The 14,048-nt window shown below is 36.2% G+C and carries 12 protein-coding genes; all 12 read right to left on the bottom strand.

Annotation, left to right across the window (positions count from 1 at the left end):
* Window positions 1–51: 51 nt before the first annotated feature.
* Window positions 52–438, bottom strand: coding sequence for a hypothetical protein (locus BLW93_RS00815; protein ID WP_144443974.1), 387 nt, complete (start codon window positions 436–438; stop codon window positions 52–54).
* Window positions 439–475: 37 nt separating this feature from the next.
* Entirely contained in the window at window positions 476–1,414 is a 939-nt protein-coding gene (locus BLW93_RS00810; protein ID WP_076712213.1) for a PilW family protein, read from the bottom strand.
* Entirely contained in the window at window positions 1,411–1,830 is a 420-nt protein-coding gene (locus tag BLW93_RS00805) for a prepilin-type N-terminal cleavage/methylation domain-containing protein (RefSeq protein WP_144443973.1), read from the bottom strand. The genes BLW93_RS00810 and BLW93_RS00805 overlap by 4 nt, the downstream gene beginning before the upstream one ends.
* Window positions 1,830–2,279, bottom strand: coding sequence for a pilus assembly FimT family protein (locus tag BLW93_RS00800; protein ID WP_076712211.1), 450 nt, complete (start codon window positions 2,277–2,279; stop codon window positions 1,830–1,832). Before BLW93_RS00800 ends, BLW93_RS00805 begins: the two co-directional genes overlap by 1 nt.
* Entirely contained in the window at window positions 2,251–5,667 is a 3,417-nt protein-coding gene (locus BLW93_RS00795; RefSeq protein WP_076712210.1) for a pilus assembly protein, read from the bottom strand. Before BLW93_RS00795 ends, BLW93_RS00800 begins: the two co-directional genes overlap by 29 nt.
* Window positions 5,664–5,954: a hypothetical protein gene (locus tag BLW93_RS00790; protein WP_076712209.1), complete on the bottom strand. Its 291-nt coding sequence runs from the start codon at window positions 5,952–5,954 to the stop codon at window positions 5,664–5,666. Before BLW93_RS00790 ends, BLW93_RS00795 begins: the two co-directional genes overlap by 4 nt.
* 146 nt (window positions 5,955–6,100) lie before the next feature.
* Window positions 6,101–6,787 carry a flagellar brake protein gene (locus BLW93_RS00785; protein ID WP_076712208.1) on the bottom strand — a complete coding sequence of 229 codons (687 nt, stop codon included), beginning with the start codon at window positions 6,785–6,787 and terminating at the stop codon, window positions 6,101–6,103.
* Between the two features lie 10 nt (window positions 6,788–6,797).
* On the bottom strand, window positions 6,798–7,670 hold the full coding sequence (gene sppA / locus BLW93_RS00780; protein ID WP_076712207.1) for a signal peptide peptidase SppA: 873 nt from the start codon (window positions 7,668–7,670) through the stop codon (window positions 6,798–6,800).
* 12 nt (window positions 7,671–7,682) lie between these two features.
* Window positions 7,683–8,522 (bottom strand): ribonuclease HIII, encoded by an 840-nt coding sequence (gene rnhC, locus BLW93_RS00775; protein ID WP_076712275.1) that lies wholly within the window; start codon window positions 8,520–8,522, stop codon window positions 7,683–7,685.
* A complete protein-coding gene (locus tag BLW93_RS00770; RefSeq protein WP_158025365.1) occupies window positions 8,474–12,370 on the bottom strand; it encodes a translocation/assembly module TamB domain-containing protein in 3,897 nt (1,298 codons plus the stop codon). The genes rnhC and BLW93_RS00770 overlap by 49 nt, the downstream gene beginning before the upstream one ends.
* Before the next feature lie 118 nt (window positions 12,371–12,488).
* The gene (locus BLW93_RS00765) at window positions 12,489–13,547 is read right to left on the bottom strand and encodes a hypothetical protein (RefSeq protein WP_076712205.1); all 1,059 of its coding nucleotides are present in this window, start codon (window positions 13,545–13,547) and stop codon (window positions 12,489–12,491) included.
* Window positions 13,540–14,040 carry an HIT family protein gene (locus tag BLW93_RS00760; protein WP_076712204.1) on the bottom strand — a complete coding sequence of 167 codons (501 nt, stop codon included), beginning with the start codon at window positions 14,038–14,040 and terminating at the stop codon, window positions 13,540–13,542. The genes BLW93_RS00765 and BLW93_RS00760 overlap by 8 nt, the downstream gene beginning before the upstream one ends.
* Between the last annotated feature and the right edge of the window lie 8 nt (window positions 14,041–14,048).

Genomic DNA, 14,048 nt, shown 5'->3' with positions numbered 1-14,048 from the left:
TTCCATAATCTTAAAGACCATTCAAGTAATTACGTCTGGCAAAAGGGTATACTAATAAACCCTATAAACAAAATCTATTACAGAGTGTTCGGAAGGAATTTTTTGATTTCTAACTATAACTTCCACAGAATACACAACACCTTCTCCTTTATTGTTTAGATCTATACGCTTAATAAGCGTAGCAGTTGCATTATAATTCCCAAAAGAAGAATAAGAACCCAACTGTATCGGTTGATTTGTCTTTGAACAGTCGGTATATGAACACAACTTATCATCGTCCATTAATTCCATTAAATATGAAGAAACTCCTTTAGCAACCTCAAGAGAACCTGAATAACGTTTTTTACTTCCAATAGTTACAACATTGTTAAAAAGCATATACAAAAGTGCAGCAATAAATGCCGAAGCGATAAAAGTTACAATCAATGTTACTATCAAAACTAAACCTTTTCTCTGTTTCAAACTTCCTCCAGCATCACATCAAATCCATCGGCTTAACGGAAAATCTAATTAATCTCCAGTCATACTGCTGCCAATTTTTACCTACTTTTGCTTTCACTCTATTACTGAAATCCACTCCGTTATTTTTAAGCTGATTTACAAATTTATACTTCCTGTTTCGTTTTCCCTGCTGAACAACTACGAAAACAGTAACAAGTTTAAGTCTTTTTCTTTCTTCAGCGGCTGATAAAGTGCCTATTTTAGAAATAGGTAAGTATTTTTCATTTTGCTCAATGATACCGTCTCCATTCAAGTCCCAGTCAAATCTGACATCAAAATCAGCAACACAATCAAGTATTGGATCTTGTTGAGATGTTCCTTTAATCCCGCGAACCAGTTCTCCAGTCCCATTGGCACAGTAATCAGGAACCCCGACATTTAAAATCTGGTATGTTATACCTCTACAATACTGTAGAAAACACGCTGACGGCGCTGCGGTAATAAAAGCAGGATAAACGATATAAGTGCCGTTACCTGGACAGGTTAAATAGTTAGCTAATCCGCTCTTAATAGTTCCGTTAATAGAAAGGTAAACAGCTTTCGTCACGGACAATCCAGGGAAAAACTTATTTACTAAAATATTGGCACTGCTGGAAGAACAATCTATAATTTGCCATGCTGATGTTTTTTGATCTAGAATATCATAAAGACTCCTCAATGTTAATTCAGCCTTGGTGCTATTCCATTCTATCGGAAGAGCCGTTTCATTTATCCCTACACCAAGTCCTGCGTGTTCTATATCTTGTCTTAATATCTCAAGTCCCAAAACCCTTTTTATATCTGAAGTTTGATATGAAGATTCCTGAGTATACGTTCCCAACAAATTTGTATATACAACATAAACAGCTGACATAACAAGCGTAGCTGCAAATATGGCTACTAGCAGCTCAAGTAAAGTAAGTGCTTTTCTCATTCCTCTTTCCTTATAATTGTGGAATAATTTAGCTGATGAAATTTTCTGTTATAATTCCAGCAAACATACACAGTAACCTGTTTTATATCCAAACTAGGATCCGCAACAACATCAAAATATTTTCCAAACATATAATTTTGATTTCTCAACTGAACCAATTCAATATTCTTACCAGTTGCCAAAGCCTCCTTACAAGAATTGGTTCCGTTGTCAAGCTCTGCCTTCGTAATATCGGCATAATCTATATTACGAACAAACTCCAGATTTTCCCTTGCAATTTTTGAAGCAGCATTTAGCAGATCATTCCTAGTGCTAACACGATAATAGAATCCGGCAGAATCAAGCAAAGCAATCATTACCAAGGAAAAAATTACAAGTGCTATCAAAACCTCAAGCAGTGTAAATGCTCTTTTCATTAACAATGCTTTAACCTCACATCCGTCCTATATATAACTATACAATCATCACCTTGATAATTAAAAGTTCCGTTATAAATAATTTTAGAAGTTGCATTAAAGGTCCCTTTTTCTGTAACAGAAACAGGAGCCGTTAAAATGAAAGGCTCCTTTAAATTATAAGCCTTATAACTTTTCCAACTGCCATCGTCCCAAACATCAATCAACAACTTATGCCTGTCTGAACTTACACGAATCCTGAACCGCTTTTTCTGAGAAAATGCTTCCATTCTTAAACTTTGAAGCATTGAAGCTATTCTTCGAATTTCAGTATTTATAGCATTTGATTCTATCCAACTTCTATATTTCATGATACTCATAAAAGATAAAACAGCTATCAACGCTATAACTATCAAAAGCTCAAGTAGAGTAAAAGCTTTTTTATTTTTCCATCCATAACAATAGTTCACCTTTTCCTCCTGCCGGAGATACAAACTTAGCCCCACCTTCAGGTGCCACACCGACAAACCAGCTGGAACCTGTAGCGGAATTTAAAGTAGTTCTTTTGCCTGTTGAGTTATCAAACATTGAAGCTGCGCTGCTCAAGTCAACTTTATGAATTGCAGCGGTGGAAAGCTGAACAAGCAGTGTGCCTTTTAATTTCTCGTGATCAAGTGAGTATGTGGTGCAGTTGTCAAAAATGCTACTTCCCGTAGCCCCATTTAAAAGCCAGATCCTTGAACGTCCTCCAAAGCCACAGACATCTGCAGTCGGCTCTGTAGTTACAAATGCAACAACATTTAAATCGGTCGTTGTTGGATCTGAAATTAAACGCTCTTTTAAATATCCACTATCATCCGTGTTAAGCCTTATATACCAACCTTTCGGTGACGAAGATGAAGCAGAACAAACAGAAAATGAAGATGTAGTAACGTCAACTATAGAACTCTCATCAGGCAAAGTCCAATTTTTTCCTGAATGAATTAACGGAATACCGTAAATCCTATTTGCTTGTGAAGGGTCTGGATTATCTTCTTTATAAAACCATCTTCCGGTACCAAAAAATATGTAATATCTTCCAAAATACTTGCCGGCAACAACTCTTGAAGTCACAGGTGGAATTTTATCCTCAAGATACGTATCAAATTTCCAGTCCGAAGGATCACTGCTCCTAACATCCGCAACAATTATTCCACCCTTCCAATCTTGCATATCTGTCCCTTTTTTTAAATAACCAAAAAAGACATAGTCTGTCTTTCCATCTTCATCAACATCAAGGCCATCTGTAAAAAGGCGTCCTGCAAAGGTGTTTTGTAAATTGCTAAAGGTAATATTCCTAACGCTTTTTCCTGTCAACAGATCTAGAATGTAAACGAAAAGCGGCTGATTAACATCACCGTTATAATCGGTAGGACCTGAAGCAAACATGACATAAGCTTTACTTCCCTTATTTATAACTGCAGGACCTGAATATGTAAATCCAAGATCCTTAGTGGTAAATTCCCACAGAAACTTCGGATTTTCGGGATCTGTTATGTCAAGTGCAAAATAGGATGAATAACCAATATCTGCATCGTTTACAGGTGGAGTCAACGTTGGAGAATTACCGGGAACACCGCCAAATCTCATACCACCTATTAAGATTACTCTATTCTGATAGGTAACAACAAACGGTTTTAAATCTACATAATAGGTATGCTGATATTCCGGATCAGCAAGATATTTCAAATAAGGTAAAGCGTTAGAAGGAATAAATGCCCATATCTCTTGACCAACTAATGCTCTAGACGATGAAGAAGAACTATCTGTTAATTTAACAGGATGAAGGCTGTTGTTTAAATCTTTAACATATCCAAGCCTGAAAGCGTGAAGCATTCCATCATTAGCACCTACATATACGACACTGTAACCAGGATACTTAACAACGGTGGGAGATGAATAGATAATATCACCTAATTTCCATGTATCGCCGGAATCATCTATATCCCTGATTCTACATCCTTTTACATCTTTTCCTCTGATAAAGGCAATCAAGTTTGCCACATCATCATTTAAACATGAAGGCTCAGTTAAATTCCCCACATAATTACTTATAAGGTTTTTGTTGAAATCGTTAAACTCAACAAGCATACCCTTCACATCCGTGTAAATTGTCCTACTATCAGGAGACGTAAACGCAAGATTTTCTCCTGCTTCCCAGACAGGATGCAAATTATCAAACGTGTCATAAGTAGCCAATTTACTTTTTTCTGTACCGTTTGCATAACTGCCGTACAGATCTATATGAACCTTACCGGTATCAGGATCCACTCTCCATTTCAAAATACGATCGTCCTCAATATCAAGGATTTTATTTAAGTTTGTATCCTCTCTGAGATTTTGAGCATTCTTCTTATTTAAAAACCACCAGGTATATAGATAACCAGGCCAATCAACATTCTTTCCTGAAAAATCTTTACGAGGATAAAATAGCGTCTGTTCTGCTACAACGCCGGATTTTTTCCTTTCTGGTAGAATACCTGCTGATGTTCCTGAAAATGCATCCTTTAATATGGCTGCTAAAATGTTTTCTATAGCTTTTTTAAGAGCTAACGGATCGTTCCCAGGATAAAAATCATCAGGCCTTCCATCACCATTTGCATCCCAATCAGAAGACGAAGATGGAAGGTTAACAAAAGAACCACAAGGTGGAGCTTGTGTTACAGAACACACTGGATCTGGTGGAACTGAAGAGTAACCTGACGGTAGGCTATCTGAAGAATCGGATTTGTATCCCCCAAAAATAGCTACATTTTCAAGGGCATTTAAACCTACTCTGTCTGAAAACGTAGAATTTCCCATAAAGGCAGATACTGTATATACTTTAACGTTCTGTTTTCCTTTAAGATCAGGAACCAAATCAGCCTGTCCCCCTTCCCACATTTCGTAAGCAGGCTGAACTGGATCTATTGTACAGGCATAATTATATCCGGCATCTACTGGATCAACTACTATGTAAGCTCCATAGGATTTTTCACATGAAAGATCCCATAAACTATTAGCAAATCTATGTCCGTTCCAAGCACCGTCACTGATTAAAAGAACATAATTCTTTGCACAATGAACATCCATTAACGTTCCTTTTATGTTGAACTTATAAGGATCAACATAGTTCGAATCCGTCTTACTAAACCCTCCCCAAACTCCACTTTCACGGGAAAAATATCTTCTGATTTCATCAAGAGCTTCCCCTGTTGGAGTACCTCCATATGCATATTCTCTATTTATTGTGCGTATCAATTTTCTATATTCATAAGAGGGATAAACCCAATCCTGAACAACAGAACCCTTTCTAAGAGAATATATCTCAAGTCCTATTCTTGGATGCTCAGAAAGTCTTTCAATTTTCTGTAAAATTCCTTCTAATTTTCCAGTTTTTTGATTATAAGTACTTACATCATTAACAGGAATAAGAAAACCATCTGCATGAAGATACTTTTTCCCATCGGTAAGTTTTACAACAGGCCCTCCCCCTGTTAATATCCACTTCAAAATATCCAGTTTTGTCATATATGAGTAATTAAGTTCATTTCCAGTATAAGAACCATTTTTATCCTTGTAAAATACCCCTTTAAAATACGAATATTTAGCATCAGGAATAAAGTAACCTATATATGTTTTGCTACTATCGTATTCATCTTCTTTATAAGCATAATCACTCATACTCCCACTATAATCAAGAGCAAGCATTAAATTCGCATACTTTCCCTGTTGTAAAAATGGAGGAATAGCAGTATAAGGATTTGATATAGAAAATGAATTTAGAGGAAAAATCAAAATTCCTAAGCAAAGTATTAAAAGAAGTTCTATTTTTCTCATTTATGAACTCCAAAAACTTTACATTTAATTCCTTTCGAACTGATTTTACAAAAAAGCAATTTTCCTATATCAAAGGTTTCCTTAGAATCCAAGCTAAGTACCATTCCTTTATAAGGATATGTAATAATCCTTATTTTTAAAGGCCTTTCAGAAACTACTTTTGCAACAACATGAACAGGTTCAACAATATCCTTATATGGAAGATGCTCTGCTGATAACTTAGAAAATGAAAAACAAACAAAAAAGGTAATTATTATAATGTAAGGTATCCTCTCTTTAAAGTTCATAATAATGCTCCAAAACAAATAATTTAATCACTACTAATCATTAATTAAATTTTAGCATTAATTTTATCTTCGTCAACTGTAAATAACTGTCACAGAAAATAGAAAATTCATCTATTTAATTATTACTTGAATTCCCCTGGTTTTAATTATTCTCCCGTCAGCATTTTAAATTCGTTAATAATTTCTCTCTGACGTTGAATAATATACCTACTTATAATGTTTCTATCTCTTTCCTTTAAGGATACGAATGCCAACCCGGCCTTTTCTTCTTTCTTTCTACCGGATAGCTCTTCAACGCGAACAACCTTTGCAGGAATATTATTTATTACATCACCTGAAGGAAATTTTAAAGTAACATTTACCTCTTGATTTAGTCCAAGAAGACCTTTGTTTATTATTATTCCTACCCCTCCTTCGCTTATATCAAGAGCTCGCGTAGAAAACGAAACATCTTTATCTTCTACATCAACATAGATAGGCTTCATTTCTGAAACAGTTATTCTGACAGCACTGCGGTTAAATTTGGGTTCAACAGCAAGGGAAGGAAACGTCGTCTCTATATAATCATCATTGTAGTAAAGAACCCCTGCAGAAAGTATCCTTTTTTCCCTGTATTCTGGATGAAGAAAAGTTATATAAAACTTTTGTGTCTGATCTATAGCCGGAATAATTTTAGGGTTACCCTTCCAACCAACTACTTTATTTTCTATTGATAAAGGATTCATTTTTACTCTTACAGGCATCTCATTATAGAAACTTATAATTTCAAGAGGTTCTCTTTTCTCCGTTTTTTCTCTAAGCCACTCCATTACCAGTTTATTGAACGAATCCACAAGCCCTCCGTCAGTAAAGATACATCAAATTTTTCTTTTCTATCTCTCCTTTCAATATTGAAGAAATTTTATCAAAGAAAATAGAAGCCTGACCGCCAAGAATCTTATCAATGAAAGGCTGCTCTTTTTTAACCTCAAACGGCTTTGCATCAGGTGAATGGGCAAGTTTTCTTGCAACAGAAACAGCTTTGTGAAGATCTCCAAGTTCGTCAACAAGTCCAAGTTTTTGAGCTTCTCTTCCTGAAAATATTCTACCGTCGGCTATTGGTTTAAGTTTATCAATAGGGATATGCCTTCCCTTTGAAACAACTTCTAAAAACTGCTGGTAAGTATCGTTTATAACATTTTGGACAATAGCAACATCTCCTGGATCAACTTTCTTAAAAGGATTAAGGAGGTCTTTGTGAGGACCGCTTTTGATCGTAACAACTTTTATACCTATTTTATCAGCTAATTTTCTGAAATTCATTGTTTGCATTATCACACCAATACTTCCCGTAATGGTAGCCGGATCCGCAACTATCTTGTTGGCAGCAACGGAAATATAAAGTCCTCCGGAAGCAGCAACAGAACCCATTGAAACAACAATAGGCTTTTTTTTCTTAACTCTTAAAATTTCGTCATATAATTCCTGACAAGGAACAACAGCTCCACCAGGAGAATCAACTCTCAAAACGATCGCTTTAACATTTTTATTTTTAGAAAGCTTCTCAAGCTCTTTTATGTAGTAATCTGTCTCCGTTATTACACCTTTCACCCTAAGAATAGCTATTCCTTTATGCGAAGGAATACCTGTTGAGAAAAAGAAACGTATTAAGCTAAAAAAGATAATAAGGAGGGAAACTGCTCCCAACATCGTCAAAAATTTCTGGAATTTCCTCAACTAAGACCTCCGTTACACATTCATATTGAAATGCATTTTAACAAGATATGGTAACATATTCTCAGATACGGACTGAAGAAAATGGGAAATCTGATCTTTATTATTACCAGAAGGAATCTTAACTCCAAACTTTTTCTCCAACAGCTGGCATCCTTTCAATTTTTCCGCTCTGGCAACGATGGAAGCTGCAGCAACAACCGGATCACTCTCGGCTTTCTCAACAACAACAATATCAACAGAATCAGGTAAATTGTCACAAAGCTTCTTTTTAATACCGCTACCGTATTTATCAACAATCACACGTTTAGGTTTATACTTTTTCACAAGTTTATCTATAAGAGAAAGATAAACAACATCAAGCAGTCTATTTATATTTTTGTAATTAGCATAGAGTCTGTTATATTCCTGCGGCATCAAAACTCTAACAGCACCGTGTGCAACTTTCTTAATTTCATCAGCAAGCCTCAAAACTTTCTCATCAGAAAGTTTTTTAGAATCTTTAACACCAAGTTTTATTAGCTCTTTAACAGCAGGTTCATCACAATAGATACACGCGACAACCAGTGGCCCCGCATATTCACCTTTACCAGCTTCATCACAGCCTATTCTTGGAGTAATATCTACATTTTCAGTTAAAACACTATCAACAATACTTTTGAGAATCTCTTTATCGTCCCCTTTTCCTCCATAAACGATAGAACCAGATTTATAAATCGTAACAATCCCATCTCCAAGTCTGAACCTGTAAATCGCATGTTGTGGTGGATTTTCGGAAACAGCACCAGCACTTTCTAAAGCTTTCGCTACTTCTTCAATCCTTGAATTTTCCTTTTTATCTTCTCTTCTAACCATATCCAATCCTTAACTCTGAAATCAAATCCAATACCATATTCGTTATGGTAGTAATTACTATACTGATATTCAAGATAAACATTTTTATAATGACCTATGAAATACTGAGCACCTATACTAAATTCAGGATCCTGACCTGTTGTCTGATAACCTATGAGCCTTAACCTATCGCCTATCCTCTTTGCCACCGAAAATTTTATGACCGTTTCACCATACCTGGTTATGTAAGGCTCTAATGAAAAAGACTCAAGTTTCAGCAACTTTGAAAAGGTTTTTTCTACAGGTTTTAAAAAGGTGGAAGTAGCATAATAAGCTACCTGAACAACCGGAAATAGCTCATTACTCCTTTCCATCTCCGACGGCGTCGCCCCTGTCATTATGAGACTTAAAATTTCCTCCTTTGTCAAAGGAGGCTCAGAGGAAAAGTAGAGAACAGGGGAAGAAAGATTTCCCCTGATAAACATGTAAACATAATAATCCCCTATCCGTGAAATAGCAGCAATATTTAAATCACCTTTTAATTCAAGAAGATTGTCAACAATACCAGAACCGTAAGAAACAACAAACTCTTTTCCCATATATTTTATCTTTCCGTCCAGAACAAAGAAATTACCAGAAACAACAGGTATTCCATCGTTCACAGTAACTTTCATAATAGGAAGAATTTTTATACTCCAAACGTCCGTTTTGAATTCAAGGGGTTCAAGAAAATCAAGGTTTACATCAACATCGAACGGTATGGAAAATGAAGGAGAACCTTTCTTTTTCTCCGCAGTAAGTTTTAGAATGACCGGACGAGAGATATTAATTGCTCCAGTCAATTTTTTATTTACAAATTTTAAATTTCCCGTTATACGGGCACGCCAGATACCCCTTTGACCAACAGGCACGTTAAATATCGAAGCTGTAATTACATCACCGCCGGAAACCACAATGTTTCCGTCTTCCACCTCTATCGCAGTAAATAGATATTTCAACTTTCCGTCCTTAACATTTAGAGAAAACTTATCAATCTTTACCGTTCCCAGAAGATAATCCGTTCTGCCAACTATACCGCCCGCTTTAACCTCAACCGAATAAGTAAATTTTTTTTCATATTCAAATGTACCTGAAACGTTGAAATCACCTTCTTTCACAAGAACAGAAGGTAAAAACCTTCTGGCAATGGCTCTGGCACTGACAGAACCTTTAAAGTTCCCTGAAAGTTGACGGTTAACAAATGAAAGATTCAGATTAATCCAACCGCCAGGGAAAGAGAAAGCGGCATCACTCACTTTAATGTTCCCATTGCTAAAATTTAAGTAAATCCCTGAAATAGAATCTATCTCTGGTAAATTTTCCGGAAAGATAGACAAAATCGGAATTCCAACAACACCGTTTAAATGTTCAAAATCAAAATTTTTCACATTGAGATTAAAAACAACTAAACCTGCCGTTCCCTTAACCTTCTCCAGTCCAAATTCCAAGTTTTTAAGAGTGCCTCTTAATGTAAGATCCTTACCGTTTATCTTTGCATAAACTCTACCTTTATTTGAAATAAAATCAATCTCTCCGTTGTTGTCAGGTTCATGAAACCTGCCAGAAAATTTAACGGCAATTTTATCCTTTAAGTAATCTGAAACAACAAAGGCATTCCCTTTGATAGGTACAGTAAAGTTGTCAAAATATCCTTCAATTTTTCCGCTAAGGTTAACATCCGTTGCAAGGTGAGAAAGCTTTTTGTGCCCTTTTAATATAAATTCACCGTTCATTGACTCTTTTTCTGCATCCAGAGCAACAGAAAAGCTAACTGAGCTTTTGTCAAAAAGGGAAGAAGAGAAATTTTCTCCAGAAACATTAATATCTTTTCCCCTCATTACAAAACGGTAACTTCCGCCAAAAAATTTCAAGCCAGCAATTGTAGCATCCTTAGAACTTCCGTGAAGGGAAATCGATAATTGCCTGTCAAAAGCAACGCTACCTGCCCCTGTTGCATTTCCTGAAATAGTATCTCCCAGGGCATAGTGGGAATCATATTTATCAATGATTACACTCATCTTAAAAGGATTCTTTTCACCATGCTTAAAAGAGAGGGAAACGCTACCGTCAGCTGTCCCGCTCAACTTAACAGGCATTTTGATACCGTATCTACCCGTAACTTTCTCAATCGTTCCAAGATGAAAACCTTTAACGGAAGCTACCACATCTATCGCAAAGACAGGAGCAAACTTTAGAGAAACCCTTTTTAAATCAAGCCTGCCTTTTGAATCCCTGGCTTCCACAATAAGAGAAGGATAATCAAGATTAATAATACCAGAAACATCTTCAAACTTTTCCCCAAAATAGGAAAGTTCCCGGGCTTTGTATCTGAAATTTCCTCTTAAGGCAATCAATTTACCAAAAATCTTCCCTCCACCTGTAACCGCTCCTTCAAGCCCTTCAGAAGATAAAAAGTCGAGAGAAGCCAGCTGGAAATTGTTATAAAAAAGATTTCCGTTTACAGAAACCTGAGATGGATTAAAATATCCGCTAAATCCCACCGTTCCATTATATCCCGATATTTTAAAGGACACAGGAAATCTACCGTTTTTCGTCCTTAAAATCAGATAACCTTTACCGTCAAAACCTCTAAAATTAAAACGGGAAATATTAAAAGTTACATTGGCTTCTTTTACCTCCCCCTTTTCAACCTTCCCTTTAAGAGATACGTCCCCTTCAACTTCTGGAATCCATTCTCTAATAGAAGGAGAAAGAGAAGCAATTAAAGGATCCGATTTTAAGTCGAATTTTTTAATATCCGCCACAACGGAAAAGTTTTTTAAAGCAAGGTTGCCCGATATCTTAACTTTACCGCTGTTTCCATCATGCCAGGAAAAATCCGCATCCAAATAATTCGAATCTTTTAATTTAACGGAAACGAATAAATTTCTAAAGTTTCTTCTGTCAAAAGAAACATCGTCTATCTTACCGTTTATAAAACCACTTAAACAGTCCGGCTTCCCGCTAAAACTGTAAGAAACATTCATACCTTTAACAAAAAATTTATTTTCAAAAGTAAAATCACCGATAGAATCTCCCTCAATAGAAATCTGCTCTCCGTCAAAAAAACCTTTAAAAGAAAGTTTAAAAGGCTCGCCCTCCTCAGAAATCTTTCCATTAAACTTTGCTTCCCCATCCAGATAGGCATCAAGAGAAAAATCAAACCGTTTTTTGAAAGTTTCAAAGGCAATATTTCCTGATGCTTTAATTTTGCTAGTTTCCTTAATCAAAACTAAAGCAACCTTTTTTCCGGGAAGCAAAAGTTTCCCATCAAACCTGACATCACGAAAATCAAGAGAAAACATCATCTTACCACTCAAAGAAAGCGAATCCCATGAAAAATCAAACGGATCGGTTTTAACTGTATCCTTTTGAAGAACTCCAACAATATCTGAAAGGTAAAACGGTTTACCCTTTATCCTTCCATCTGTCTTACGCAACAAAAACTTCCCGTTACCCCAATCCAATCCACCAAAATCGGCTAAAAAATTCCGGGAATATATGTTTCCTCTTCCGACGTGAAGATTCTTTACCACGATACCAAAAGGAACAGAAGAAATGTTCGGTAAAACAAGTGCTCCCTTTTTATCATTTTCATTAAAAGATAAGGAAAAATAATCAATAGAAGCTCTAAAAACAACTGGCCTTTTTTCTTTTAAAGACTCAATAAGATCAAGGATTACTTCCCCTCTTCCACCGTGAAATTCCACACTTTTACTTTTATACTCAATTCCGCCAAACGTAACGGCGAAGCGACTTCCCGGCTGAATATGCAGGTTTTCTACATAAATACCGTAACCTTTTAACTTATCAAGGTAATAGTCAATCATTTTCAGGGAAATCTTAAAGGTAAAAAACAGGAAAAGAACAAAAAAACAAAACCTGATAAAGTAGTGGAGCCTACCCCTTAAAAGCGAATGAAAAAAAGATCTTACCCTATCCCTCATATCAATCTATATCCAGCCTCAAGGTTTCCCAGGATTTACACTTTGGACAACACCAATCAAAAGTATCCGTTTTGTAACCGCAATTTTCACAAACGTATTTTTTTCTCTCTTTTTTAAGCCTTTCAAGAGATGAAACGATAACATCTACAACCTGTTTTCTCTTACCAAGTTTCCACATAAGTCTGAGCTGATGTTCTTTAACTTCTGCTTTAAGAGGATATTTTTCAGCAACCTTATTAATAACTTCCAGAGCCTTTTCATCATCACCTCTTCCTGAAAGAAGCTCCACATATCTAAGTGCAACAGGATAGATAAGTCCAACTTTATCTATAAGTCTTTCAAGCTCCTCCACATCAAGGCTCTGATACTTCTCAAGTAGCTTTAAAAACATGTCGGATTGCTTTTCAGAAAGTCTCATGCCCGTAACAACATTCCTGTAAGCTCTATCACTATCACCTATTTCAAAGTAGATCCTTGCCAGCGTATAGTAGAAAAAGGGAACTAACAGAATATTTTTAAGAGTTTTCATAACCTTAAATGCCTTGTCTATCTTTCCGCTGTCAAGAAGCTTATTTATATAGAAAAGTTTCGTGTAAAAAAGCTCTTCTTGAAATATGCCGTTAAGTCCGTTTGCAATTTCAAAGTTCTTAACTGCCTCTTCCCAATCATTATACATCTGCTTCAGCTTGGCAAGCTCATAGTAAAAATACCCTTCTGCAGGAAATCTCTCTATACCTTCTCTTATAATTTGTTCTGCCCTATCAACAAATCCGGCCAGCTTATACGTAATAGCAAGGTTAAGTATTACAAGCTTTTCATCATCTACCGAAAGTTCCCCGGAGAGCAGATTCTCAAGCAGTTTTATAGCCTTGTGGAATTCCCCTTTTTCTCTCAGTAGAATAGCAAGCGTAACATAAGCGTTAAACGGTTTGTCAATATCAAGATCAGGCAGTTCTTTTAATGTGTCAATTCTGTTTATAGAAAGATTTTTAAGGAAACTTTCCACCCTTCTATCTATTCTCTTACCCTTTTTCCCGAGCCAGCTGAAAGGATTAATCATTATCACTCCAGAATTTTTTCAGTATGTCGTAAGTCTCCTCAAGAGACTGTGGAATAACCTTAACACCACCTATTATCGGCATAAAATTTGTATCCCCGTTCCACCTCGGAACGATATGATAATGAATGTGTGTATCGTGGCTTCCTCCGGAAGGTTTCCCGAGATTAAGGCCCACATTAAAACCATCAGGATTGTAAGCTCTCCTTATCACTCTTATCGATTTTTTCAAAAGTTCGTCAATCTCCGCCATTTCCTCAGGAAGCAGGGTTTCAAAATCCCCGGTATGCCGAACAGGACATATCATAAGATGCGCAGTGTTATACGGAAATCTATTCAAAATAACCAGAGCTTTTTTACCTCTGTGGAGAAGAAGATTTTTTTTATCATTTTCAGGACTATCGTTAAAAGCATCGCATATAAAGCAACCGCTACCTTTACTCTCCGTGACTTTCTGAACGTAAGACAACCTCCATGGAGCCCAGAGTATTTCCATATTTTCCT

Origin of the sequence: Desulfurobacterium indicum, assembly GCF_001968985.1 — a bacterium.
Lineage (GTDB): Bacteria > Aquificota > Aquificia > Desulfurobacteriales > Desulfurobacteriaceae > Desulfurobacterium_A > Desulfurobacterium_A indicum.
The sequence above is the reverse complement of the archived record's forward strand: the minus strand, read 5'-3'. Positions and strand labels throughout refer to the sequence as shown.

Bases quoted from the DNA above. Each gene is read 5' to 3' on its own strand.
- BLW93_RS00795 (WP_076712210.1), bottom strand. From the start codon at position 5,667: ATGAGAAAAATAGAACTTCTTTTAATACTTTGCTTAGGAATTTTGATT.
- BLW93_RS00805 (WP_144443973.1), bottom strand. From the start codon at position 1,830: ATGAAAAGAGCATTTACACTGCTTGAGGTTTTGATAGCACTTGTAATT.
- BLW93_RS00810 (WP_076712213.1), bottom strand. From the start codon at position 1,414: ATGAGAAAAGCACTTACTTTACTTGAGCTGCTAGTAGCCATATTTGCA.
- BLW93_RS00760 (WP_076712204.1), bottom strand. From the start codon at position 14,040: ATGGAAATACTCTGGGCTCCATGGAGGTTGTCTTACGTTCAGAAAGTC.
- BLW93_RS00790 (WP_076712209.1), bottom strand. From the start codon at position 5,954: ATGAACTTTAAAGAGAGGATACCTTACATTATAATAATTACCTTTTTT.
- rnhC (WP_076712275.1), bottom strand. From the start codon at position 8,522: ATGGTTAGAAGAGAAGATAAAAAGGAAAATTCAAGGATTGAAGAAGTA.
- BLW93_RS00770 (WP_158025365.1), bottom strand. From the start codon at position 12,370: ATGATTGACTATTACCTTGATAAGTTAAAAGGTTACGGTATTTATGTA.
- BLW93_RS00765 (WP_076712205.1), bottom strand. From the start codon at position 13,547: ATGATTAATCCTTTCAGCTGGCTCGGGAAAAAGGGTAAGAGAATAGAT.